This is a genomic window from Vibrio sp. VPAP30 (assembly GCF_001188205.1).
GTDB classification, from domain to species: Bacteria; Pseudomonadota; Gammaproteobacteria; order Enterobacterales; family Vibrionaceae; genus Vibrio; species Vibrio bivalvicida.
The window spans coordinates 95,997-122,058 of sequence record NZ_LBLS01000037.1; the positions used below are offsets into that span (position 1 = coordinate 95,997).

Below are 26,062 nucleotides of genomic sequence, written 5' to 3' on the forward strand. Positions count from 1 at the left end.
TTATTCCTGCGATAGCAGACAGAACGCCGTAGTTTCAATTTTTCTAACAACTCACCTGTATGATACAATTTGCTAATCAAGCGAGTCCCTATCTTGCTATTGTTCTGATCATGTAATCAAAGCACTATGAGTAACTACATTGGAAGCAGTTAAAAAGCCCGAAGATAAAATTGAACTAGATCCGAATGAATGGATGAATTGGAATGACGATAAATTCAATGAGTGGAGAAGATCTCATGATTTTCCTCGTATAGTTGAGTTTCTTTACGATAGTTTGCCTAGTTTTGGTGATTGGCTTTCCGAGCAAGATGGTTTGTCTAAAGATGACTTACTTTTCCATGGCCCAGCCAGATTTGTCCGATACTACGGTCAACGAATCAACTATGTAGAACGTGATATCAGCATATCTATATTTTCAAACTCCCCTGTACCACCTGCTATTTGTTATGAATTTATACAGTCAGATGAACTGGAAACTCGACTAACAAAAACTAAATGTATCAAAAGAGTCGAGTTTTTAAGTTATATAGATTGGGCGATTTACAAAAAAGTTACAAACATCGAAAGCATAATTTCTTTTTTGACGCCAGGAGGAAGAACCTCCCAAGACAGACATTATCTAAATAGCCACTCGAACATACAGTTTAATATCCCTCTTCACATGCCCAATCGTTCTGTTAACTCGCCATTCTGGGTAAATAATACGGCACCACCGAAGCTTGAGTTACTAAAACTAGGCGGGAAAAATGTAACAATAGATGATTGTTATATAGGAGAGAAAAATCTTGAGTTCACAAATCTCGATAACTTAACTTTACTCTCTCCAATGATCACAAGCTTCCAACAATTTACATATTGTACATTGCACAACTTCAATGTCGTTGGTGGTATACATGCAGCAACATTCCATCAATGTTCGATAGGAATGGCGGTGAAAAATGGAAGCTTGGCCGAGTGTCGATTTGAATACGGGTCATCGAATATCAATCTCGATAACTCCAGCTTATCTAAATGTACTATTAAGGAGAAAAAGCTCTCATTAAATCTAATCGCTTCTGAAATAGTAGGTTGCCATTTGGAGTACGAAGATATAGTTACTAATTCCCAAAGCCATAAACAAGCTTTTCACAAAACCGCAAAGGTTATCTATTCCCGTTTAGGTTATCCAGACTTAGCGGGGGAGCACTTTCTCCTAGAGCAAACAGCAAAGAGAAAGAAACTATGGCAGAGTTTTTTTGATTTTAAATCTAAGCTTTCAGCTAAAACTAAAATGCTATCGCTATTTTCTTCCATTTGGATGTACGCGCAAGAAGTCTACTGGGGATATGGTGAGAAACCCTTCAACATTATCAGGTTTATTCTTTTCCTTATCACCTCGGTATCATTAATCAATTTTGGTTACTGTGAATCTGACACATACCTTGACATCATAAAATCCTTAACTTTTACATTCCAGTCTTTTACAAACATCACCATTGTCGAGATTGAGCAAAATAATAGACTTCTCAACTTAATGAGCGCTTTCTTGTCGTTCTTTGGATTAGTATCTGTAGGTTTATTGGTTGCCTCGTTGTCAGCCAAAACAAAAAACTACAACTAAATGACTCAAGAAGAGGAATGGTTGGGAGCACTTCTTACACTGTGCTCCCCATCAGTTCTATTATGGCAAATATCGATAACGTAAAGTTGAACGAATCTTTGCTCTAACTCATTTTGGGGCAAAAATGTTTCAGCCAGAATTGGCTGAAACAAATATGGGCCTATATAAACAGTACCTCAAAAGATTGCTCTCTTTTAATTGAAGTCAAGGTAGAGGATAGAGAAGTAAGCATTGCCTCATGTACAAAATTGCCCATGCTTATGCGTTTTACACCTAGTTTTTTAAGTTCTGAAAAACTAGGTAATCCCGGAAGGCACATTACATTTATCGGCAGTGAGGTGCTATCGACAACTGATTTGATATCATCTTTTTTATTGATACATGGTAGGAAAATGCCATCAGCGCCCGCCTGTTGGTATCGATTAATTCTCTCGATGCTAGTTACAAGAGGCTCTTCAACATTAAGTAGGAACGCGTCACTTCTGACATTAATAAAAATTTCAAGGCCTGCTTCGCGAATACATTCTCTAACTTTTTCTAAAGTTTTGCTGAACAGAGCGCTGTCACACAAGCACCTTTCACCGTCTACCACGACACTGTCTTCTATGTTGACTCCAACAACACCAATTTTAACTAACTCAATCATATTCTTTGCTATGATTTCGGGTGTCTCTCCGTAGCCGGACTCAAGATCTACGGTCAAAGGCAGTTCTGTTGACTTCACAATTGCTTTTACAATCGACAAAAGGTCTTCGAAACGGATATTTTCTCCATCTTCCTTTCCAAGATTTTTAGCAATAGCTGCGCTAGAAGTACCAATAACAGAAAACCCGACACTTTCGGCGATTTTCGCGCTTGGTACATCCCATACATTACCAATAACTAGTGGTTCTTCCATTTCATGCATATTCTTGAACATACCTTTTACTCCAGTTTGCTTTTATATTAAATACTTTCAACTAGATACTAACAACAGAAGATAAATAAGATGCGCCATTTTCGGAACTGAATAATAGATATTTGCAAGGCCTATATTCATTTGGCTCTCTGCTGCATTAGATCAAATAGGTCAATAGCCAACGTAATGGCATCTGTCCTTCTATCTAAAGACACCTAGCACAAATCTCGCAATTGATAACTGTTTATTCTCTGTACTATTGTACATTCGCAAGGCAAAAAATTTTTAGTTCATGTCGAAAATGGCAAAGCGAAAACGTCCTTGAGTAGGAAACAACAAACCAGAAGGAAATCCAAGATGAAATATATGCTTTTGCTTTATGCCGCACCAGATAAAGAGCCAGTATTTGGCACGCCTGAATTTGACAAGATGATGGCAGATTTTGCCCTTACCTCTGAGACATTCGAAAAAGATGGCGTGCTTGTTGGTGGCGAGGGATTGGAGGGGGTAGAAACGGCAACTTCACTGAGAATCCACTCCGGTAAGGTGGAAACCATGGACGGTCCCTTTGCAGAAACACGCGAAAACTTGGGGGGATACTACATCGTTGACGTGCCCGACTTGGACGCCGCATTGAAATGTGCAGCAATCATTCCCGTGGCTAAGTTCGGCACCATCGAGGTCCGCCCTTTGCTGAATTACAACGAAGCTGATTAACGTATGAATAACGCCTCTTCAAAAGCGATCCCGGTCAGTCGTATTATTCATGATCTCTTGCATCAAGACAGAGGGCTGCTTTTGGCGGGGCTTATTTCGCGCCTTAATGATTTTCAATTAGCCGAGGATGCCCTACAGGAAGCAACAATATCGGCCTTGAAACACTGGACTCGGTCCGGGCCACCTCATAACCCTATGGCTTGGCTAATGAGAGTCGGCTTAAATAAGGGAATTGACCAGATTCGTCGGGTGCAACGAGAGCAACGTAAGACGGTGGATCTAGCTGACCATTTTACCGCAGACTTAGAGTATGACGTTCATGAAACCATTCCGGATGAGCGTTTACGGCTCATCTTTACCTGCTGTCATCCAGCCTTGGAAGAAAAATCGCGTATCGCGTTGACCCTACGTACGGTCTGCAATTTAACGACCAAGGAAATCGCCGCCGCTTTCCTAGATAACGAAAAAGCCATGGGACAACGACTGTATCGCGCGAAAACATCGATTAAAGCCAAAGGCATTCCGTTCTCTACCCCAGAAACAGACAAATGGGGTGACAGATTGGAAACGGTGCTTAAAACCATCTATTTGATATTCACCACTGGCTATGTAACAGAAGACGAGAGCCCACGTTCCCTATGCCAAGAGGGCATCTTTTTGGCCAGACTTCTGATGACACTGCGACCCAATGAACCAGAAGTAGAAGGTATACTGGCATTAATGTTATTTACCGATGCGAGAAGCGCGGCTCGAATCAATGTTAGTGGTGCCATAGTGCCAGTTGAAGAACAAGACAGCACATTATGGCAGCAAATCAATATTGATGAAGCTCAATGCATCCTTTCCAAGGCTATCGAAAAAAGGCGACCTGGCCCTTTTCAGATCAAGGCAGCAATTGCAGACTGTCATATGATGAAACCCAAGCCCGATTGGATTCAGATGTCTTTGCTTTATCAATCACTATGGCGCTTCGAACCTACTCCAGTTGTCACCTTGAACTGGGCAGTAGTGCTTGCAGAAACAGAACGCGCAGAACTTGCGCTCAAGAAGTTGGACGAGTTAAAAGAAGACCTTAAAGATTACCAACCTTGGTACGCGGCACGTGCGCATATTCTCAGCAAATTAGGGCAAAAAACAGAAGCTAGCATTTTTTATAAACTGGCAATTGAGAAGGCGCCAAGTACCGCGACGCGTGTTTTTTTGCAGTTGAGATTACGAGAATTAACACATTGATTTGGTCTTGCTTAACATGGCTTTGGACAGCGATGAGTCAGTTACAACTATAGTCATAAATTAGCAAAAGCTAAATTAATGCTAGTATGGAGAACTCAGATAGGCAAAATGCAAGACCTAGCCCCGATATTCGCATTCAGATATTAAAACTCCCAGGATTAAATCAATAACGCTCTCGGGCAGTAATATATAAACAGAACCTGATTCCCGTTTAGAAAAAAGTCACCCCCGGAAACTCAACAATAGGCATTGCATTAAATTGCATAGAATTATTTGAACACAATCTATTTACTGTTAGTATCTCGATCTCAGCAAATTATGAATTCACTTCAAACTATAAAACACATTTTCGACTATTTTTTGGACTAGGGCATATGAATATAAGAAGGCGAGATTTCCTTAAATCCGGCCTGATAGGCGGTTCAGGCTTACTTGTAAGCACCTCTCTTCCGGCTCTGCCGAAATTCTCACTGACTGAGAAAACAGGTGTAATGACGGTATCTTTCTCTGGTACAGCCTTACCCGTGACGAAGGGGAAGTATCACGTGAAGCAAGTGATAAGAATATATACCTTCCTTCAACAGGCTATATACCTGTCAGAATCATCAATGAGCTGAAAGGTGTTGGAATAACAGTAAGGGGAGCCGGTGAGAATGACTGGGCACACACCAGAGACACCAGTGAGCCGTTAATGGTAAACGGACCGCTCAATGCACCGGATGACCTGCTGTCAGATATTTCTAACTATATAAGCGGAAATCAGTACAGAAAATATAAAGAATCTCTTATGGGCTGGACTATGCCAGCTTTAGCACTACACGGCGCAAACCTAGCGGCCGCAACTAAAGCGAACGTAATTAATTTCGTTGGCCATAGCCGGGGAGCTTGCGAAGCCATCATGGCGGCTTGGTTCTTGTATGCGTATGGTGATGAAAAGACACGTACCACCCCAGTAAATATTTTTGCCATTGATCCTGTTCCAGGGCCTGGTACATGGTGGAGTATCCTCACTCAACTGCCACCGAATGTTGTCAACTACGTGGGCGTTTATTCCTGGGATCAGTCATACAACTTAAATGTACAGGATCATGCTTTCCAGGCACTGGTGCCGCGGCCAAACGGAAGAATGAGAAACGAAAACAATGAAATAGTTATCCATAACCAGTCTTGGTGGGACTGGATCATGAGATACCCCGGCTGGGCAAGTATGGCAAATCAGGCACAGCAAGCCGATCCCCTCGCCCCTGACAGCAACCGCCCTCAGCCGATTGGTTATGAACTCTATGCATGTCGGGGCCGACACAGCACAGTAGCTGGAAATACTACCAGTGACAGTTACTACTCGGCTGACAAAGCAAGTGATTCGGTAGCTCCCGTTCCAGAGCTGGTCTACAAAATGGCCAGAGGCTATTTAACCAAATGGGGGACGAATTTCGACGTCCCTTGCGCAGTTGAGAAAAGTGTTTTAGAGCTAAGAAAAGAAATTCATACCTTCCATCGTGAATTCGACATTATGGGAGGAGGAGAAACTCGAAACAGTAACACTCTTCCCGGAAGACCATATGTCCGCCGAGTCTCTTCTATATGGGGTCGTAACCCGAACGATACCTATTATATGGACGACGTAGTAGGCGATCCTCCGTATAAGTTGGCTTACCCAGTAACCACTGAGAGAAGAAACAAGGGCTGGGTTGACTGGAAGTTTTTATAACTCTTAGACCAACCGTTGACTAAATTAAGTAAAAGTCCACTTACCGATTGCCGAGCTGTTTATAAACAGCAAGTTAGAGTGAAGATGAGTAAAATAGAATCAATCAAAGCAGAACTATCAAAGAAAGAACTTTTCTATCATGACAGTGATGTGAACTATGTAAGACTACTTGATACCCCTAGTATCTGGGGAATGCCATTTGGCCCAGAAATAATGCCTAGAGCAATTGCGCGCCAAGGGGAATTTGAACGGGCTATTGTTGAGATAGTGCAGAAGACACGTTATCGATGCGATATCTCATCGCTCAATAGTCCCGACCCTGACTGGGCAAGAGCAATACTGGGGGCGATAGATACCGCACTTACCAACCCTATGGATCGAAACGAACCTCCACAATTCAGGTTCATATTTGGTCAGACGCCACTTTACCCTATCAATGAGCCTGACAACCTTATTGATTTTAAAGCCGCTTTGATCCGCTTAATCAGAACACGCTCAGAGTACTGGGAGATCATGCCTGAGTTTGTCGTAGGCAGATTCTATCAGCGGGTCTCTGGCTCTTGGATGTCAGCACAGAAGAAATTTCTTCCCGAATCATTAATTTCTGATTCAGATACGAAGATGACCTGGAACCACACCAAGATCATTGCCTGTGATGGTGTTGAATCCCTAGTTGGAGGCCACAACCTAAATATGGACCTGTTCCGAAGCTATCCGCCTGTTCATGACGTATCAGTCGTAGTCCACGGTGCAGCTAGTTTAGGTGCTCAGCTATTCCTTAACGAGTTATGGACGGCAGATACATTTCTGCTAACCAAAGAGTCATTAGATACCGACAACCTAGTCTGGAACAACAGGGATAACGAGCCTAGTTATCCAAATGACCCTTTCGAGCTTAGTTATGTACAGGACTACATACAGGAAAAGCAGAACAATATTCTCGAGACCCATCGAACTGGCATCCAACCCGGCACTGACTCTGAGATCCCTGTTTTACCTCCTTTGCCTGCCGTCGATGAAATCGAAAAGTTTGACTTACGCTCGGTTTCAGATCTCGATGCCAATGTTTTTGAAGAACGTCTTGTATACAACTCTTACGACAAGCTGGAGAACTATAAAAAAACAGACCGGATTCTGACCGTGGGCAAATACTGGACCGGCCCTAACCGGGATACCGATTTTAAGATAGGCTCAGAGATAATGAAAAAGAGCCTTATCCTGAATGCTAAACATACTATCCGTATGTCACAACAGGATATAATTAGTGCCTGGAAAAAGAACTGGAAAGATCATGTTGTATGCCACTGGATTATAGAGGCATTGCTGAAAAACGAGGAGTTGACTGTTCAGATAGTTGTCTCTCCGTTAGACGCCGGAGCAGGTGCAGAAGGTGATCAATACTCTTTTGGCTCCGGGGCCATACGAACATTTGGGTTGATGGAGTATTACATGACCCATGATGCAAAGACTGATCAACTATTTGACGACAGTGATGGCAAACGTAAAAACGCGCTGTCACGTCTTTTCATCGCACCGTTCTTCTTCACAGACAAAGTACCGGCAGACAAACTAACCGAAGGTGAAACATACAAGTGGCCAAACCTTCCTGAAGAAGGAAAAACAGCGACATTGAAAACCCAGCCACTATCAGAGAGACCACCTAGCCAAGGCATCATCGGACACCCATTCTGGACTACTGTCAGTGCCAGCGGGTACTTCTATGGGCCTGTCAACTCTGCCCCCGGTAATCACGCAAAAGTTATGATTGTAGACGACGAAGTCTGTATCGTTGGTTCAGACAACCTTTACCCAGGCAATTTGGCGGAGGTCAATTACCTTATCGAAGGTGAACCAGTTGACGACTTGCTTGAATCTTACTGGAACCCCCTGTGGAAATACTCAAGTCCGCACGCATACTCAGGTTAATTCTTTCGAACAATGAGGGCGCGTTTAACGCCCTCTTGATGGCCCCATCAAAACAATAAAAATAAAATATTTCACCTACTACATCTATTTGTCATCCATGGTTTCGAATACCCCCGGGGCACACTATTCAAATATGTACAGAGTTGTACGGGCAGACACCTTAGTAACTAGAACTGTACTCATGCATAACTGTCGCGATAAATTACACCAAAAATTTCCACTACTTATTATTTTGAGCTTCATGAATGAATCAAGTGATGGCGAATGGGCTTGGTTTCTTCTTGCAACTGCCGAACGAGCCGAGCATTCACACTGCTAAGCTATGTAGCGAGCGCTTTTTTCGATTAAAAAACACCTCATGCAGTGCGCATATCGAAGGCTGATACTCATTGTCATCAACAACAAACTGCACATTCACATTTCTCATCGATGAATGAACGGCGATAGGAGTAATACTTTGCTCCATTAACGCTAACACACCTTTTGCGAGTGCTTGGTTGGTGTCAAATTGAGATCCTATTGCAGAAATGAGGGCAACCATTCGGCCTTTTATGTTTGCGTTAGGGAATCGCTTCTCTGTTTTGTACAGAACTTTGTTCAATGCATCGCTGCTGCCAGTGAGGTAATGTGTCATTGAGTTAGCATTCATCTCTTTACCCACCAATTTCACTCGTGCGTCTGTGATGATTTGCATTAAGTCGTAGCTGACATTGTCTACACAACCAACCATAGTTTGATCGAACAGATGTAAGGCAAAGACTTTCTCTTTACCAGCAATGATTTCAACCTTGTCCACCGTTGGTCGAAAAGCCCCGGAGATCAGTGTCCCTGGGTGCCGCGGTTCAAAGGTGTTTTTGATCTGCAACTCGATACCACTTTCACGTAGGCCTGCTGCTGCATTAGGGTGAATCGCTTCCATACCCAAATTGGCAAGTTGATCTGCTACGTCATAGTTGGTCTTTCCCAATGGCAGAACTTTATCAGAGCCAACAACGCGAGGGTCAGCCGAGCTAAGGTGGTACTCTTTATGAATGATCGCCAAATCAGCATTGGTTAATGAGGCGATACGACTAAATGTCATTTCACTATAGCCGCGATCATAAGTGGACATTAACCCTTCTTTGCAAGACGCGTATCCGGTGACGATAGGTAACTCTTTGCTTATGTCGATATCTGCAAACGCTTTTAGAATGCAATCATCTAAGCTACTAGGAACCTGTGTATCCCAGCCTGACAAGTCAACAAACCTTGAGTTTGTGCCGATATTTTTGAGTTTGAGTGCAGTGTTATACGCACTGTGCGCTTCACCTATAGAGGAAAGAAACTCTCTAACTTGGGGTAGGTAGTGTCGCAGCGAAAACTGACCATATTGGCAAGTTTCCATGATGTTAGAGATACAGACTTTCGCTTCTGAAATCCGAGAGCGAATAAATTTGTCTGCACGAAGGCGGTTCATTGGGTCGGCAAAGATATTGTCGTTTATGAGTAACATTCTTTGTTCTACGTAGTCTAGCGCCTGTTGCCAACTCGCATCTCGCTGAGCGACTAACTGATACACACCCGGCTTACTGGTTTTTTTACATTCAAGCAAAGCATCAGTGATTCCACTGTAAGCGGAAACCACAAATACTCGGTTGTAAGTTTCTTCATTTCCTTTTTTGATCAGTATGTTATCTAGTACAGCATCGAATGCTGTCATCGAAGTACCGCCGATTTTCTCTACGGTATAAGTCATGATACGGCCTTTGGTTGGTAGGGTTCGTGGCGAAAGAAAGGCTAGCCCTATTGACTAGCCAGAAAGGGCAATCAGTCAATAAGCGGGTAAACACCGTTCTCATCATGGGTTTCTTTACCCGTGATTGGTGGATTAAATACACAAGCCATCACCATCTCTTTCCCTTCGTATGCACGGAGATAATGCTCATCATGCTGATCTAGGATGTAGAGCGTCCCCGGCTTGATTGGGTAGGTTGTTCCACCGACAACTTCTATCTCTCCCTCGCCACTCATACAGTAGACGGACTCCAAATGATTTTGGTAATGGATATGCGTTTCTGTATTCTCAAAAATGGTGGTGATATGGAATGAAAAACCCATATTGTCATCTTTGAGTAACATACGAACGCTTTCCCATGTTTCTGAGGCAACTCTGCGCTCGCTATCGCGGCATTCTTCTAAAGTGCGAACAATCATTATTTTCTTCCTATTTACGATGCTTTCTTAAACTGTTGTTGGATCACGACTTCGACGGCATGTTTAAATATGTCCAAGCCTGTTTCTAACTCAGATTCAGTAATCGTAAGTGGTGCGAAAAACTTCAACACTTCGTCATTTGGTCCAGCTGTCTCAATAATTAAGCCATTGTCAAAGCAAGCTTTCGCGATCTCGCCAGCCAGTTGTCCGTTGCTGCACTCAATGCCGATCATCATCCCACGCCCCTTTTGTTTAACGAACATGCCTGGGTGGCGGGCCAAAATAGAGGCAATCACCTCGGAAACCATGGCTGAGCAGTTCGAAATGTGCTGTTCGAATGGTTTGTTGTCAGCCCAATACATTTCGATTGCTTGAGTGGCAGTAACAAAAGCGTGGTTGTTGCCACGAAAGGTACCGTTATGTTCGCCAGGTTTCCAAATATCAAGTTCAGGCTTGAGTAGCACGATTGCCATAGGCAAACCGTATCCACCAATTGATTTAGATAAGGTCACCATATCAGGCTTAATACCTGCAGGTTCAAAGCTAAAGAACGTACCCGTGCGCCCACATCCGGCTTGAATATCATCGACAATCACTAAAATATCATTCTGTTTGCAGATTTTGCTTAGGCGTTGCAACCACGCGTTTGAAGCAACGTTGAGCCCACCTTCGCCCTGTACAGTTTCAACAAGCACAGCCGCAGGTTTATCGACCCCAGCTGAGTTGTCACTTAACATTGTTTCAAATAGTGTCAGCCCATCAATGCCCGCATAGCCCTCAAAAGGTATACGAGTGACATTGTTTAAACTTACCCCTGCTCCTTGTCGATGGTGCTGATTGCCTGTTGCCGCCAAGGCACCGGATGTACAGCCATGAAAGCCATTGGTGAAGGCGACGATAGAGCTGCGCCCCTTAGCTTTTCTGGCTAACTTAAGTGCCGCTTCAACGGCGTTGGTGCCTGTAGGCCCTGTAAACTGAACTTTGTAGTTAAGGCCTCTTGGTTCTAGTACATGACTCTGCAACGCGTTGAGGAATTCAGCCTTAGCACCAGAATGCATGTCGAGTCCATGCGTAATACCATCAGCTTCGATGTAATTGAGCAGTGCTTGTTTAAATATCGGGTTGTTATGACCGTAATTGAGTGACCCCGCCCCAGCAAGAAAATCTAGGTACTTTTCACCGGATTCAGTCTCTAGCCAACACCCTTTTGCTTTCGTAAAAACAACCGGGAAGCTGTTGCAGTAAGAGCGAACTTGCGATTCTTGCTTGTCAAAAATATCCATGATTAGACCGTTTATCTATCCTGTGATGTGAGTGGGATGCGATACAAATACTCCGTATCGTGTTTACCCTTGAAATGTGTCGTTTGATCGAGAAATGTTGAAACGCTACCTTGTTGACCATTTTGCGCATCGAGCTTTTTGAATAGCGCCCAAGACGCCCCGTTTTCACGGGTAATCGTCGTTTCAATCGCATCAATGCCTTGCAGAGAGTCTTTAGTCAAAAGTACTTGAAGCATCTGATATGCAAGGCCTTTACCTCGGTGCTTGGGGGCAACCGCGACCTGCCAAATAAAAAGCGTACTCGGTTCTTCTGGTTTGCGATAACCGGAAATAAAGCCGGAGATCTCTCCTTCGTAGCGGGCTAAGAGGCATGTTTGGCGAAAGTGAGTGGATTGCAAAAAATTGCAGTAAGAGGAGTTGGTATCTAGTGGTGGACACTGGGCAATAAGATTAAAAATGTCATCTCCATCTTCCGCGTTAGGTTCACTAAATGATCCATACTGCGTGGACTCCTCAACGATTTCTGGGTAAGCCACCCAAGGTGCTGATACGATCATAGGAATGTGCATTTACTTTGTACTCTAAACAAATATACCTCTTATTATCACGCAAATAGTGACCTAAAAAGCAAATTAACCCTCAATAAATGCGCATAAATATGACTTAAGTCACAATTATGACCATATTAATCAAAATGTAATTATATTTGAAGACTAATGTTTTGTACTTAAATGTTTTACTATGACAAAACATGGGGGAGATTTGGTAAATCTATTTCATGATCTGGGCAGTGAAATAAAGACACCAACAGACAAAGAAATAAGCACATAATAAACAATGAGTTACAGTGACAGCAGTTAGATTCCCTCAAAGTAAGTGTAATGACACCTAGATATCACAGAGTTCACTCGATTAAAAATCAGACAAATAGTATTTTGAACACTAACAATTGACACTATGAATGAACACTATTAGTAATTGCTCATTTGGTGTTTTAAGCCTTAACACTCTGTTTTATTGGCTATTGTAAGAAAAAGGGGAGCGGGGTCAGCTCTTGCGTTTTACCACACAATAATTTCTGTATATCAAAGCTAGCTGACTCACTGTAACGTTTTTAGAAACGGAACAAACTTTGGGGCATAACTGAGCCATATCAGATAGCTCAGTGTGGACCATTTCATGCAATGACTCTGGCTTAGGGCTAAGCGCTACTACTTTGGTGTTGCAACCATCTTAAAATTGCTTGGTTGGTTTCTTGCGGCTTTTCTTGCTGAATCCAATGGCCGCAATCTAAGTTAACTACGTCTACATTAGGAACAAACACAGTTAGCCTTTCGGACTTAGGGATCACATCTCGGTCACCATAGATCATGAGCGTCGGCACTTGGATGATGGGATTTACGTCTGCTAATAAATGCCAATTACGGTCAAGGTTTCTGTACCAATTTATACTGCTAGTGAAGCCTGTTGATTTAAAAGCGGATTCGAAAACTGCCAGCTCACTGTCGCTCATTAACGGCTCTCCGAGCGGTGTATCGCCCTTGGCGATATTGATCATCGCCATGCCCGGTTCTGGTTCTCTTAGTGGCTCATTTTTCCGATACAGATTACGCAGAAATCGAGACGTGTTCTCATCCAATACCGCGTCTGCAACACCTTGTTGCCGATTAAAATGGACAAAATAGTGGTCACTGCCGAGTACTTGTTCCATGAATTCGATCCAAGGAGTGTCTCCGCGTTCCTGATAAGGCAAGCTTAGGTTTATGACTTTGTTGACACGATTTGGATACAATAAAGCCAGCCCCCAAACCACCATCGCTCCCCAATCATGACCGACAAAAGTGGCGTCTTCGTATCCGTAGTGATCAAGAAGCGCGATCAAATCACCCGACAAGTGCTCTATATCATAGGCTGTGACTTCTGTCGGACAGGACGAATTGCCGTACCCGCGCTGGTTTGGAACAATGACATGGTATCCCGCCTCTACGAGAGCTGGTATCTGATAACGCCAAGAAAAGGCATGCTCCGGCCAGCCATGACAAAGCACAATGGGGTTTCCAGCATTTTGCGAACCCGCTTCGAAGACTTCAAGTTTCACGTCATTGACTGAAACAAAAATGGGTTTGGGAAAATCGGTTGGATTAAACATTACATTTCTCCTTTATCTGGATGGAATCGTCAGACTACGCCTCCTACCTAGGGTGACGCTTTAGTCCATAAGCATTTACGAGTGTGCGTGGCAACCTCGAAACCTTCTTGCTGACGAGGACAGAGAAACTGTATATGGTAATGGTGCCAAATACTGACACCATTGAATGGTAAGCTTTAGAGATGAATATTCGCCTAAGACAAGACTCTATAGTACGTATCCTTCGCCGCAACGGTACTTCAACCGTCGCTGACCTTGCTCAAGAGGTTGGCGCATCTAGGCGGACAATATTGCGTGATATTAGCGCACTTCGTGATGAGGGTGTTGTCATCCATTCTGAACCAGGTCGCGGAGGTGGTTTACAACTTGATTCACGATCAATTCAAACCACCGTGCGCTTGTCAGTTTCTGAAGTTTTTGCGCTTCTCATCAGCGTTGAATCAATGCGCGCGGCCGGAAACCTACCTTTCTCTGGTCTCGCGGACGTAGGTCTTGCGAAGATAGAGAAAGCACTCCCCTCAGACCAAGTACGCGATCTGCGTCGTTTTCTAGGTTGCTTGTATATCGGAAAGCTTGCTCCGCAGGTGGACATATCTGATATGGGAACGATGGATTCCGAACTGCTTCCCGCATTCGAGCAAGCTTTTCTACAACGGCTACACCTGCGTTTTCAATACCGTGACGCTAAACGAACCATAACCCAACGATATGTTGAGCCACAAGCCATGCTGATTTTACCACCGTTATGGTATTTGGTTGCCTGGGATCCGACACGCAAAGACTTTCGTCATTTTCGAATGGATCGGATCAGCACCCCTGAGCTCGTTGAAGGTACAACATTTCTTCGGCGACAAGTGCCGTTCGAAGATCACGTTTCTCCCATTCGTAATCTAGCTCGCTGACTTTTGCCCAGTTGATGTTTAGTTGCTTGCCTAGCCAGCTAAAAGCGCGTGCTAGCAAAAGAAAGTCAACTCAACACCAACGTACCTAGGTAAGTAAGTACGGCTAAGCCTAATCATAGGCTCGGCTGACTGACCATAAACACCACGACAAGTACTAAGCTGGCACCAAAACCTCGATTTATCCAGGCCATTTTTTGCGGAGATTGGATAAAGCGATTGAGCATCGAACCAAAATAGGCCCATAGCAGCATACCAATGACACCGGTAAACACCATCACGCTAATAATTATCACCACTTGAGTAAGGTAATCGCTAGTTGGGGATATGAACTGAGAGAACACGGTTAATGAAGCGACCCAGCTTTTCGGGTTAAGTATCTGAACCAAAATACCGGACATAAAACCAGATTTCTTGATACTTGAGTTTTCGTCCATCTCCATGTTGGCAATGCCCCAAGCCATGTAGAGCAAGTAACCCGCCCCTAGCCATTTCAAGACGTTATAAAGATCGGGATAAAGAGTAAATAAGCTCACCAAGCCAATACTCGCACCGCCCAAAATCGCGACCACACCGACCGCGTTACCGAGAATAAACGGTAGTGTTGCCCCAATGCCATAGCGGCTCGACAGCCCTACTAAAGCAATATTCCCCGCCCCTGGCGTCAATGAAATCGATATTGCAAACAACATAAAAGCTGTCATCAGTTGAGCACTCATTGCTCTCTCCCATAAAGTGATAATTTCAATATGAGATCCAGTCTAACGATTCGCTCAGGAATAAAATTGCTATTTGGGTTAACATTAAAGCAATTTAAGGCAGACTATTTCCATTTAAGATATGAAAAAGAAAGAATCCACCAACTTTGAACTAGATAGTACAGATTTATCCATCTTAGAACATATACAGAAAGATGGCAGAATGAGTAACTCCAAATTAGCAGAGACAGTGAACCTAAGCGAAACGCCTTGCTGGAGACGATGGAAAAAAATGGAAGAAGAGGGCTATATCGAAGGATATGCCGCTCGACTGAATCGTAAGAAACTCGGCTTTCAGGTTTCGGGTTTTACTCTGGTGACCTTAGGCAGCCATGAGGTCGAAAACACCCAACCATTTGAAGATTATGTCGCAGAATCCGATTGGATACTCATGTGTCATTGTATTGCTGGCGGAGCAGATTACATTGTGCAAGTGGTCGCGAAAGATCTTGATGAGTACTTTGAACGAATCAGCTCGATCCGACGCGTCAAAGGGGTCAGCGCCATTCAATCAAATGTGTCGGTAAAAGAGATCAAGAGTACATTCCAACTGCCCTTAGATTAACGGGTTTGATGACGAAACTGCTGAGGAGTTACATCAAAATACGCCTTAAAAGCTTTGATGTATGAGGAGTCATTTTGATACCCAACACGATCGGCGATGGTTTGAATCGAAAGCGTTTCATCCAGCAATGAGAGTGAGTAGATTAGGCGGATCTGCTGACGCCATAACTGAAATGAGGTATTAAACTCCTTGGCAAACAAGCGCGATAATGTCCGCTCTGACGCGCCAACTTTCTCGCCCCACTCTTTGAGTGAGATTGCCGATGCAGGCGTTTCTGTAAGCTGTTCGAAGATAAGCTTTAAGCGCCTATCTTTGGGCAACAGTAGCTGATAAGTCTGTACGTTATCTCGCAATACTTGGTCATGCAGCACCGCTAACAAACGCACTAACTCATCATCCTCTACATGACGCTCACACTGGCGACGAATCTCTTGCAGTAGTTCATTGAGAAATGGCGTAAGGGAAATAGTGCGCACATCAGACTCGTAAGGCGCACCAAACGCTGGATTGAGATAGATACCAATGAAGGTAGTATGACTTAAGGCGATGGATTCATGCTGGACACCCGCAGGGACAAACAAAACCGATGTATGAGGCACAAGGTGCTGGTACTGCTCTGTTTGAGTTTGTAGCAAGCCCTTTAACGGAAAAATAATCTGGTGCCAAGTATGTTGGTGCAGATGGTCAATATAGCCTTTCGGCATATCTATCGTTTTCACTAAAGCGGGTAAATGAGGGTTTGCAGCCATCATCTCATTGGAAGTGGTCACCCCTGAGTTAGACTCTATTTGGCGAGTTGGCATGGTTAACTGTCTTTATATCCCTATTCCGTCACTACTGAGCTAGGCTATCATGCCAAGTAGATTGATTGAAGAGAGTCTGAGAGGAAGCATGAAAAAGCTCGGTGTTGTAAACGCGGTTCTGACAGGAACAACAAAGCCCTTCGCGCATGGCGCACTAAGTGCCATCAACAAACAGGTTCGCACAGAGCGACAACACGCCAATGAAGTTGGCTTTACCAACGATGAACAAGGTGATCCGCGCTTTCATGGTGGCATTCAAAAAGCCCTTCACATTTACCCAAGTGAGCACTACCCACTTTGGCAAAAAGATCTCGGTGATAAAGCCATTTTGCAATCCGTGGGCGCTTTTGGCGAAAATCTAAGTTCATCCGGAGTGACAGAAGCCAGCATCTGTCTTAAAGATAAAATACGTATTGGTTCAACTCTGCTCGAAGTGTCGCAAGGACGCATGCCGTGTTGGAAGCTCAATGTCCAAATCGACCAACATGATATGGCGAAAAGAGTTCAAGATACGCTAAGAACCGGGTGGTACTTCCGTGTCCTAGAGGCTGGTGACATTGGCGCAGGAGACGAAATTATTCTGTGTGAGAGACCTTATCCAGATTGGTCACTAGCGCGTGTCATGGGTGCCGTTTTTGAAGGTTGCTTAGAGCCGACACTTCTACAAGAGATGTCTACCTTACCCTTGGTTGAATCATGGGGAGCTTTGATTCAACGTCGTTTAGACACAGGTATACTCGAAGACTGGCAGCAAAGACTCGTCGGGCCAACCGCAGGCTGAGCCCAGAAACAACCCAATCAGATAACCAGCCACGTTTATCAATTTATTAGGTGCGTGGCTTTTTTGTTTTTTCTATGTTGTTGAATTACTGAAACAAGCCACCTGCGCGTTTTTCTAAAGTTCTATCCTTTGAGCTTACTAACATAATCAACAATAAATAATCGCTACACTCTGCCCCGTTTCGACTCCCTTTATACCCACCTTGGAGAAAATGAGTGGCAACCATGAAAGAGGTCGCGAGCCTAGCTGGCGTTTCGACAGCAACCGTCTCCCGCGTCATCAACCGAACCAGTTATGTCGAACCTGTGACGCAAGAGCGAGTCGAGCGTGCAATCAAACAGCTCAACTACCGAAGAGATGCACGCGCCACTGCACTGGCAAAGCGCAGCAACAACACGTTAGGCTTACTGACAGGAAATTTGGCCGATCCTTTCTTTGCCCTCATCGCTAAAAGCGTTGAAGAAGTTGCACGAGCTAATGGCTGCCAGTTGGTCGTTGTCAGTGGCGGGCACAATGCTCAGCGAGAAAAAGAGGGGCTCGACTTTCTCATCAGCCAAGGTTGTGAAGCTATGGTCGTCCACTCCAAGATGCTCGATGATGCTACGCTAATGCAATACGCAGCTCAGCTTCCGGCAATGGTATTGCTCAACCGCACCATTGCACAAATCTCCAATCGCTCTGTCTGGGTAGACAATCGAGCAGGCGCACGAAAATCAGTCGAATATTTGATTCAGCAAGGTCACCGCAAAATTGCATGTGTCACCAGTGACCTACCGATTGAAGACCGCACCGATCGCCTTGAAGGCTATCGAGATGCGATGAATGCAGCTAACTTAGCCATTCCAACGGGTTGGGTCATCAACCAAAACTTCAGTGAATCTGGTGGTGAAGAAGCGGGGCGTCAGCTTCTTCAATCGTGCCCAGGCGTCACTGCTGTAGTGACATTTAACGATGTGATGGCTGCTGGCTTAATGGCGAGTTTGCATGAGCAAGGACTGTCGGTCCCGGAAGACATTTCCATTGTTGGGTTTGATGATGTGTTGCTAGCGCGATACCTCTACCCACGATTAACCACTATGCATAACCCAATTGATAAAATGTCAACATATGCAGCGAAACTGGCGCTAAATTTAAGTAAAGATGGCTATTCTCCACCGAATCAGCATCAATTCGAAGCGAGCTTAGTTAGCCGTCAAACCGTCAATGCAATACAAAAGATTGGATAAAACTGTGATGAATCTTACATTCGCGCACCTCATGTATGCGCTTACATGAAAACAACACACCGCTCTCATTTTGCCTATTATATGACCGTTACTATCCACTGCGAACAAACCCTACATCGATCCTGAGGATAAATAACATGACAAATTCTAAGCCTCTGCCGTCGTTCGGAATCGCACTCGCCCCTATCGCGGTGATGTTTGCACTTCTGGTTGTCGGATACGGAATACTCGGACTTCGCATTGAAGTTCTATTGCTGATTTCAGCTGCCTTTACTGGCCTTATCGCGTGGAAAATTGGTTACAACTGGGATGACATTATCAATGCCATCGTAGAAAAACTGGCAAAAGCGATGCCTGTCATTCTGATTTTGGTCTCCGTTGGTGGCCTTATTGGTAGCTGGATGGTCAGCGGCACAATCCCTTACATGGTGTACTGGGGACTTAAAGTCATCAGCCCTGAATACATTCTTATTGCCGCTTTCTTTGTCACAAGTGTCGTTTCCGTGTGTACGGGTACGTCTTGGGGCTCTGCGGGGACGGTTGGCGTCGCACTAATGGGCGTTGCAGCAGGGCTAGACGTCTCGCTCGCTGCAGCGGCTGGTGCTGTCGTATCTGGTGCCTATTTTGGTGATAAAATCTCACCACTGTCAGATTCAACTAACTTTGCACCTGTCGTTTCTGGCACTACCTTGTACGAACACATTCAACATATGCTTTACACCACTCTTCCGGGATTTGTAATTGCATCTGTGGTGTTCTTCTTCGCTGGTCAAAGTGCTGATATTTCCAACATTCACGAACCAGAGAAAGTCGTTCAAATCATCTCGGGTTTAGATAATCTCTACAACTTCAACATCCTACTTCTTATTCCACCAGTCATGATCCTGTGGGGCGCGTTGACGAAAAAGCCTGTCCTGCCATTGATGCTTGGCGCTTCAGCTATCGCAATTGTTTTAGGTATGGCTTTCCAAGACTTTAGCCTAAATCAAGGCTTCCAAGCTTACGTCGATGGCTTCAACCTAGCGATGTTTGAGGCCAACGGTCACTGCGTAAATGGCTTGGTTCCTGATATCGCGAAACTGCTTAACCGAGGTGGCCTATTCTCGATGATGAGCACAATTCTATTGGTGTTCTGTGCCTTTGCCTTCGCGGGTATCTTGAGCCTGACAGGTGCACTAAACGTGGTGCTAGGTAAGTTCCTGCATGCAATTCACACTACAGGTCAGCTGATTGCTTCGACTGTAGTGGCAACTATCACCGTGGTTTTCACCACTTCTGATGGCAAACTGGCACTGTTGATTCCGGGTGAATTGTTTCAAAACGCTTACCGCAAGATGGGCTTAGACACCAAGAACTTGTCTCGCACCATCGAAGATGCAGGCACCATCATTGAACCGTTAGTCCCTTGGACTGCCGCTGGTATCTACATGGCAGGTACATTAGGCGTGGCGACATTAGATTACCTACCATGGGCGATTCAATGTTACACCGGTGTGATCTTCGCTCTGATTTACGGCTTCACTGGCTTTGGTATCGCAAAAGCAAAGCCACAGCAAAACGAGCAACAGATTTCTGACGAGCATTCAAATACACCAGCAGTAGAAACAAAATAAGGTAAATCATTGATGAACGCTTTCGACCAAATTCTGAACCGCAAGGAAAGTGGCTCTGTTAAATGGGACTTTATGCAGCAAAAGCTGGGATTAACAGGAACGGATTTGCTCCCAATGTGGGTATCTGACTATGATTTTAAGGCGCCACAAGTGGTGTTGGACGCACTACACCAACGTGTTGAGCATGGGATCTTTGGTTACGCGGAACGCGATAACGCGTATTACCAAGCGACAATCGATTGGTACCAGAACCAACATGATACTCATATTCAACGCGAGTGGATTACCACAGTGCATGGTGTACTTCCTGGGCTTGCGATGGCACTGCAAATGCTCACCGAAAAAGGTGACAGTATTGTGGTGCAGAATCCGGGCTATGGTTCTTTCCGTAAGACCATCGAACTCAACGATCGTGTTGTCGTTGAGAACCCATTGACGGAAACTAAAAGCGAATATCAACTCGACTTTGACCATCTTGAAACCTGTTTCTCCAATGGAGCAAAAGCGATGATCTTTTGTAACCCACACAATCCAACAGGGCGAGTTTGGTCAGAAAGTGAAATCACAAAGGTAGCCGAGCTGTGTGAGCAGTACCAAGTGTGGCTGCTAAGTGATGAAATATGGGGCGATTTAGTGGTTGGCGATGCGCAGTATTACTCTGCTTTGCGCTTGCCACAAGCGCTCACTAAACGCCTGATTGTGGCAACCGCTGCAAGTAAGACATTTGGTTTGTCTTCACTGCGTATCTCTAATTTTATGATTCCAGATGAGTCACTTCGAACTCAGTTTATTCGTAGGCTAGACGCACATGGCATGGACGTTTTCAACAGTCTCTCTATGAGTGCCGCGACTATTGCTTATCAAGAATGTTCTGGTTGGTTAACCGAGCTAAAAGACTATCTTCGCGCAAACATTGCTAAGCTTGAGCAGTTTTTGCAGGCGGAACTGCCTGTGGTGAAATTTACTACGCCGCAAGCCGGGTATTTGGCTTGGCTAGATTGCCGCGCCCTCAACCTGACAGACACCGAGTTGGAGCAAAAGTTTGTCGCGGCGGGGCTTGTCCCAAGTATGGGGATTGCCTTTGGCAAAGAAGGTTCCGGTTTTGTCAGACTTAACCTCGGCTGCCCAGTTAGTACATTAGAACAAGCAATGCAACGCTTGAAGCAAGCACTGAGTTAACTCCAAATAAAAGAGGTCGCAGTTCGCGACCTCTCTTGCATCCAAGAATCGTACTATCGACTTGCTAGCTCTTCAAAGATTGCTTCAGCATCAACGATACCACCAGAGATAGACAAAGTACTGAATGGGACTAAGTCTTCCGGAGACGATGGCTTCTTCACCAACAACTCTGGATAAGTACGTGATTTACTCATTAGCAGTTCTTTCAACTCTTTCGCTGATAGCTCTGGGTAATGAGACCACACTAACGCAGCAACACCAGAAACCACTGGCGCAGCCATACTTGTGCCACTGTATGCTGCATAGTTGTTGTCAGGTGTTGACGACAATACTCGATAACCAGGAGCGAAAACATCTACCGTTTCCTGACCAAAGTTACTAAAGCTGGCGACCATAGAGTCATCTGCATATTTTGCCGATGCACCGACATCCATCCAAGTCGAAATTGGACGAGACCATTTATGCTTAGCGAAACGGTTAGGGAAGCTAGGCTTAATATCGTTATCCGTTTTGCTGTTACCGGCAGAGTGAACAATTAGTACACCTTTACGCGCTGCATAGCGGAATGCGTGGTCAACAATATGCTTACGTGGTGAATAGCTCTTACCAAAGCTCATATTGATGATTTTTGCCCCGTTATCAACCGCATAGCGGACTGCATTCGCGATATCTTTATCACGCTCATCCCCATTTGGTACCATACGTACAGCCATGATCTGCGCGTGATCGGCAATACCATCAATACCCAAGCCATTGCGGCGTTCTGCTGCAATGATACCCGCGACGTGAGTACCATGTGCACCAACTGGTCCCTTGACATCGTTATTGCCGTAGCCTTTCTCCCAAGGGTTGGTGATATCATCCATAACGATATCTCTGCGGGTATCGAAGTCTAGGTTGTAGTGATAATCCAAAGACTCCTTATAACGGCTTGTACGTGACTCTAGATATTCAAATGAATACCAAGAATCAAACACACCAAGTAACCCTTGAGCCGCTGCAACTACATCAGCATTCGAGTGAGAAAGCAGAACTTGCAGTCCATCAACGGTAAAGTCTTTATGCTCTACTAGAGCAAGAATCTGAGCCTTGAATTGGTTCGCTTCTTCTGTAGCGGCTGTTACTTGTTCTAGAGCAGAAGTGTAATATTCAACATTCTCTAAATAATCCGCTTCAACACCTTGATAGTATTTACGTTTCTTCGGTGGAATCCAATGATGGTTTTCTTTTAGCTCTAGATACTTTTTGTACTCACGGGTCACTTCTAACGTATCTTGATCAACGTTAATGCCTAGTGAATTACCTAGGTAGTTCCAGCCATGTACATCATCAATGTAGCCGTTACCGTCGTCATCGATACCGTTGTCAGGGATCTCATCTTCATTGGTCCAAAGTTTGTTTTTTAGATCTTCGTGGTCAATGTCTACACCCGAATCTAAAACCGCAACAATGATAGGCTGTGGCTTAAGTGGCGGCCTCAAAAAGTCATACACAATATCTGCACCCACACCTTGGAAGTTCGAGTAGTTTGCAGACATATTGAACCAATCACCTCGTTGATCAGATGGTTCACTCAACATACGCATTGAGAAAAATGCTGGTTGAGCTGGCTTGGGCGAATAGTCTTCTACAATGTTGCCTTTGACGTCTGTGATGAAAGGAGAGTTAGCTGGAGTTGGATCAGCACTGACGTTGGCTGAAACCGACGCTGAAGCCAAAATAGCCACAGCAAGAGCGGAAAGTTTATATCCGTTATTCATTATGTTACATCCTATATTATTTTTATGCTTAAAAAGCGCGCAAAAGATAAAATGCAATACTACGAATATCATTCATGAAATTGATTAATTGAGTTTAAGATCTCATTGTGAGTGTTATTTTTCCTCCAAAGTTTGAGCCACATTCTATTGATACTTTTAATACAAACTAATAACAAAAATCTTAATTATCATACATTTAGTATGACAACCCATAAATTAGCATAACGAAACGTTGCGGGTTTCTTCATTACGAATACAGACCAATGTCATTCATCCTTAAATAGAGCCGTTGACACCAATTTATGACTGCTTATCTCAATCCAACAACTATTCGAAATCGACATAGTATTGTTTCTCGACGATTCAAACAGGAGAAAAGTAATGAACGGACAATTGGTACGATTAGTTTTAAGATGGACACATATCTTATGCGCTCTTTTAGTTGGGGCAGCCCTATACTCCCCCTTAAAAGCCAATGAAAGTTTTATGTGGGTCATTCTGTTCGCTCTTTTACCTTTGGTCGCATTAACGGGGGTATTGATGTGGAAACAAGGTAAAGTCATGCAAATGCTCAAACGAGTAAGTTAATCAGATAGCAACTGATCGCAAACCGTGCTTTATTGCTCTCGCGGCTGAAAACTCAGATTAGAGACTTTATAGTCTTTAACGGTATAGGAACGTTTCACGTAACGGCTTAACTGCGCGTTTGAACCCCACAGCCCTTGATAATAAGCTGAGTGATGAATTGAGCAGCTTGGTGGTAATCGTCGCTATCGAGTTGCTCCTTGTTCATCACATTACAAATTTGCCAACCAAAATCGGCATACGTTTGGGTGGCGGCCCAGATGGTAAACATCAAGTGATGAGCTGGAACGTCATCCATAAGCCCCTGCTGTGACCAGGTTGAGAATTTATCGATGATCATTTGTGACTGCTTAAACAGCTCTTGAGCGATGTCTTCTGGTAAGGCCTTCGCCCCAGACATCACTTCATTAGCAAATACCTTTGACGCATGAGGATGGTCACGTGAAATTCGCAGTTTTGCCTCGATATATTCAGTTAAAGCTTGAACTGGATCGCTAAGCTCTTCAATCGGTTTAGATGCCTCTAACAGCGGTTGGGTAACGGTCTTTAATACCGCGTAATAGAGCTTATCTTTGGAGCTAAAGTAGTAAAATACATTCGCTTTAGGAATATCAGCCGATTTGGCAATATCTACCATTTTTGTCGCGGCGTAACCATGAGTCGCAAACTGTTCACTTGCAACTTCAATGATGAGTTGCTGATTTTTCTGCCTAATACGACTCATTCGATATCCCTATACTTCTCAAGCGATTCCAGTGTAAACAATATGTTAGTGAAGGCAAGGTTTGAAACTGTACTGCATAGTCTGTGTCACAGTCATGGGTAATACGCCCTAGCGACCAGGCCACACTGCATCTTAAACAATTAAAATGGCGACCTACTTGTCGCCACTTGGTGCAGTCCTCTCAACTTACAATGTAAACTAACGCCAAACACCCCACTCGCCAGTGGTTCCAGGCTCTTCACCTTTGGTCCACCATTGTGCTGTCCACTCTTTACCGTCATGGGTTACCACATCGCCGCTATTGTAGACTTTTTCTTGGTCCCACAAGTTAGTAGGTTCAACTGGGGGAGGAGTATCGGCTTTGATTAACGAAAGCGCATAGCTGAAGGTATTGTTCGGTGCCAGTACCTGATTGGCATATATGTTATTGGCATCAAACATATAGTGGTTCATCTCTTGGTGCCAAATCCCCACATACCAGTCACCTGTTTGCTGAGAGTTAAACTGATCAGCAATTTCAGCCGCCCAAGTCGTGGTATTGTTGGCACTAATAGCTAAAGACACATCAGCAATTTCTGCACCAGTGGCATCAAAAGTACGAAAACGGATCGTATCTCCAGATTCTACCGGACCAAACCCTTGTGGCACAAAGTAGCCTAAGGCCGTCAGATTGTTATTCGGATCCGTTGGGTCAGTAGGATCGGTTGGAGGATTGGTTCCACTGCCTCGCAAGGTGATATCACTACAGTTGTAGAAACCCTCGCCAGCGACATCAATTCGTTGCCAGCGAGTATAAAGAATTGCGTCTCCAGAGCGATCAGCGGGGAACGTCACTTTCATCCGATAACGCTTCTGATCATCCACTGCAACATCACCTGCGGTATCAATTAGCTCAAGGTCATCCCACGTTAAAGGTAACGTAGAGTCGTAACTTGGCCTGGTTAAGTAAAACTCCCAATAAGAAGGGTTATGTGGAGCTTGGCCGTAGAAAACAAAATCAATCTGGTTGTTTGCGTCTAAAGCAACATCCGTACGCTGCCAATGGGGCGACGTGACGTTGAGCCCTTTCTTGGCAGAATCTCCCGCCGAGCACAGTTCTCCATCAGGCACTATGGCTTTAACATGGGCCATATCTCGATAGTTTGCTACATTCGCTGCGACCTCACTTCGCTGTACAAATGGGTATGCACCAGATTGGTCGTAAGCTGCCTGACACGCCTGATTAGGGATTTCATCGGTCCAAAATCCACCATCTTGATAACAAGTGTTCTGACGAGCGCTTGGAAATTCCGCCCAGCCATGAGCACTGACATTCAATGAACAGAGTGCAGCAAGAGCACTCATATTCATTAGGGTTAGATTTGCTTTCATTTTTTGATCCTTTTTAATTGCCAACTGACTGTGCAAACAAAGAACAATCACTGTGTTTGCATCACAAAGCTAGCAGGATGAATGCATT

The 26,062-nt window shown here is 44.4% G+C and carries 23 protein-coding genes; 12 read left to right on the forward strand and 11 right to left on the reverse strand.

Annotated features, from left to right (window positions below):
• The first annotated feature begins 139 nt into the window (after nt 1-139).
• Entirely contained in the window at nt 140-1,600 is a 1,461-nt protein-coding gene (locus ZX61_RS17130) for a hypothetical protein (protein ID WP_200904253.1), read from the forward strand.
• A 160-nt stretch (nt 1,601-1,760) separates the two neighbouring features.
• Here the strand turns inward: ZX61_RS17130 and ZX61_RS17135 are convergent, their stop codons facing one another.
• Nucleotides 1,761-2,519, reverse strand: a complete 759-nt coding sequence (locus tag ZX61_RS17135) for an isocitrate lyase/PEP mutase family protein (RefSeq protein ID WP_049845817.1) — start codon at nt 2,517-2,519, stop codon at nt 1,761-1,763.
• Nucleotides 2,520-2,855: 336 nt separating this feature from the next.
• Between ZX61_RS17135 and ZX61_RS17140 the strand changes: the two genes are divergently transcribed.
• The 5 genes from ZX61_RS17140 to ZX61_RS17155 all read left to right on the forward strand — a co-directional run bounded on the left by ZX61_RS17140 (nt 2,856) and on the right by ZX61_RS17155 (nt 8,085).
• Nucleotides 2,856-3,215 (forward strand): YciI family protein, encoded by a 360-nt coding sequence (locus ZX61_RS17140; RefSeq protein WP_049845818.1) that lies wholly within the window; start codon nt 2,856-2,858, stop codon nt 3,213-3,215.
• Between the two features lie 3 nt (nt 3,216-3,218).
• Entirely contained in the window at nt 3,219-4,448 is a 1,230-nt protein-coding gene (locus ZX61_RS17145; RefSeq protein WP_049845819.1) for an RNA polymerase sigma factor, read from the forward strand.
• Between the two features lie 374 nt (nt 4,449-4,822).
• The gene (locus ZX61_RS24590; protein ID WP_235431347.1) at nt 4,823-5,065 is read left to right on the forward strand and encodes a hypothetical protein; all 243 of its coding nucleotides are present in this window, start codon (nt 4,823-4,825) and stop codon (nt 5,063-5,065) included.
• A 170-nt stretch (nt 5,066-5,235) separates the two neighbouring features.
• Nucleotides 5,236-6,159, forward strand: a complete 924-nt coding sequence (locus tag ZX61_RS17150; RefSeq protein WP_235431348.1) for a Tat pathway signal protein — start codon at nt 5,236-5,238, stop codon at nt 6,157-6,159.
• Nucleotides 6,160-6,243: 84 nt separating this feature from the next.
• Nucleotides 6,244-8,085, forward strand: a complete 1,842-nt coding sequence (locus ZX61_RS17155) for a phospholipase (protein ID WP_049845820.1) — start codon at nt 6,244-6,246, stop codon at nt 8,083-8,085.
• A 307-nt stretch (nt 8,086-8,392) separates the two neighbouring features.
• Here the strand turns inward: ZX61_RS17155 and ZX61_RS17160 are convergent, their stop codons facing one another.
• The 5 genes from ZX61_RS17160 to ZX61_RS17180 all read right to left on the reverse strand — a co-directional run bounded on the left by ZX61_RS17160 (nt 8,393) and on the right by ZX61_RS17180 (nt 13,710).
• Nucleotides 8,393-9,820 carry an aspartate kinase gene (locus ZX61_RS17160; protein WP_049845821.1) on the reverse strand — a complete coding sequence of 476 codons (1,428 nt, stop codon included), beginning with the start codon at nt 9,818-9,820 and terminating at the stop codon, nt 8,393-8,395.
• 71 nt (nt 9,821-9,891) lie between these two features.
• A complete protein-coding gene (locus ZX61_RS17165) occupies nt 9,892-10,278 on the reverse strand; it encodes an ectoine synthase (RefSeq protein WP_049845822.1) in 387 nt (128 codons plus the stop codon).
• 14 nt (nt 10,279-10,292) lie between these two features.
• Nucleotides 10,293-11,561, reverse strand: coding sequence for a diaminobutyrate--2-oxoglutarate transaminase (gene ectB, locus ZX61_RS17170; protein WP_049845823.1), 1,269 nt, complete (start codon nt 11,559-11,561; stop codon nt 10,293-10,295).
• Nucleotides 11,562-11,572: 11 nt separating this feature from the next.
• On the reverse strand, nt 11,573-12,118 hold the full coding sequence (gene ectA / locus ZX61_RS17175; protein ID WP_049845942.1) for a diaminobutyrate acetyltransferase: 546 nt from the start codon (nt 12,116-12,118) through the stop codon (nt 11,573-11,575).
• A 644-nt stretch (nt 12,119-12,762) separates the two neighbouring features.
• A complete protein-coding gene (locus tag ZX61_RS17180; protein ID WP_049845824.1) occupies nt 12,763-13,710 on the reverse strand; it encodes an alpha/beta fold hydrolase in 948 nt (315 codons plus the stop codon).
• Nucleotides 13,711-13,892: 182 nt separating this feature from the next.
• Between ZX61_RS17180 and ZX61_RS17185 the strand changes: the two genes are divergently transcribed.
• A complete protein-coding gene (locus tag ZX61_RS17185; RefSeq protein WP_049845825.1) occupies nt 13,893-14,612 on the forward strand; it encodes a helix-turn-helix transcriptional regulator in 720 nt (239 codons plus the stop codon).
• A 113-nt stretch (nt 14,613-14,725) separates the two neighbouring features.
• On the opposite strand, the gene ZX61_RS17190 is transcribed toward ZX61_RS17185, so the two are convergent.
• A complete protein-coding gene (locus ZX61_RS17190) occupies nt 14,726-15,328 on the reverse strand; it encodes a LysE family translocator (RefSeq protein ID WP_049845826.1) in 603 nt (200 codons plus the stop codon).
• Between the two features lie 121 nt (nt 15,329-15,449).
• Here ZX61_RS17190 and ZX61_RS17195 point away from each other — a divergent pair, with 121 nt between their 5' ends.
• Entirely contained in the window at nt 15,450-15,932 is a 483-nt protein-coding gene (locus ZX61_RS17195) for an Lrp/AsnC family transcriptional regulator (RefSeq protein WP_004749350.1), read from the forward strand.
• Here ZX61_RS17195 and ZX61_RS17200 read toward each other — a convergent pair.
• Nucleotides 15,929-16,735: an AraC family transcriptional regulator gene (locus ZX61_RS17200; RefSeq protein WP_049845827.1), complete on the reverse strand. Its 807-nt coding sequence runs from the start codon at nt 16,733-16,735 to the stop codon at nt 15,929-15,931. The genes ZX61_RS17195 and ZX61_RS17200 overlap by 4 nt on opposite strands.
• A gap of 88 nt (nt 16,736-16,823) precedes the next feature.
• Between ZX61_RS17200 and ZX61_RS17205 the strand changes: the two genes are divergently transcribed.
• From ZX61_RS17205 to ZX61_RS17220, 4 genes are all read left to right on the forward strand, one after another.
• Complete coding sequence (locus tag ZX61_RS17205; protein ID WP_049845828.1) at nt 16,824-17,516, forward strand: MOSC domain-containing protein; 693 nt, start codon at nt 16,824-16,826, stop codon at nt 17,514-17,516.
• A 215-nt stretch (nt 17,517-17,731) separates the two neighbouring features.
• Nucleotides 17,732-18,742 carry a LacI family DNA-binding transcriptional regulator gene (locus tag ZX61_RS17210; protein WP_049845829.1) on the forward strand — a complete coding sequence of 337 codons (1,011 nt, stop codon included), beginning with the start codon at nt 17,732-17,734 and terminating at the stop codon, nt 18,740-18,742.
• 137 nt (nt 18,743-18,879) lie between these two features.
• The gene (gene nhaC, locus ZX61_RS17215; RefSeq protein WP_049845830.1) at nt 18,880-20,355 is read left to right on the forward strand and encodes a Na+/H+ antiporter NhaC; all 1,476 of its coding nucleotides are present in this window, start codon (nt 18,880-18,882) and stop codon (nt 20,353-20,355) included.
• 12 nt (nt 20,356-20,367) lie between these two features.
• Nucleotides 20,368-21,534: a MalY/PatB family protein gene (locus ZX61_RS17220; RefSeq protein ID WP_049845831.1), complete on the forward strand. Its 1,167-nt coding sequence runs from the start codon at nt 20,368-20,370 to the stop codon at nt 21,532-21,534.
• Nucleotides 21,535-21,587: 53 nt separating this feature from the next.
• Here ZX61_RS17220 and ZX61_RS17225 read toward each other — a convergent pair whose 3' ends face one another.
• The 3 genes from ZX61_RS17225 to ZX61_RS17240 all read right to left on the reverse strand — a co-directional run bounded on the left by ZX61_RS17225 (nt 21,588) and on the right by ZX61_RS17240 (nt 25,974).
• The gene (locus tag ZX61_RS17225) at nt 21,588-23,294 is read right to left on the reverse strand and encodes a S8 family peptidase (protein WP_049845832.1); all 1,707 of its coding nucleotides are present in this window, start codon (nt 23,292-23,294) and stop codon (nt 21,588-21,590) included.
• Between the two features lie 694 nt (nt 23,295-23,988).
• Complete coding sequence (locus tag ZX61_RS17235) at nt 23,989-24,603, reverse strand: TetR/AcrR family transcriptional regulator (RefSeq protein WP_049845834.1); 615 nt, start codon at nt 24,601-24,603, stop codon at nt 23,989-23,991.
• Between the two features lie 198 nt (nt 24,604-24,801).
• Nucleotides 24,802-25,974 carry a lytic polysaccharide monooxygenase gene (locus ZX61_RS17240; protein ID WP_049845835.1) on the reverse strand — a complete coding sequence of 391 codons (1,173 nt, stop codon included), beginning with the start codon at nt 25,972-25,974 and terminating at the stop codon, nt 24,802-24,804.
• Nucleotides 25,975-26,062: the final 88 nt, after the last annotated feature.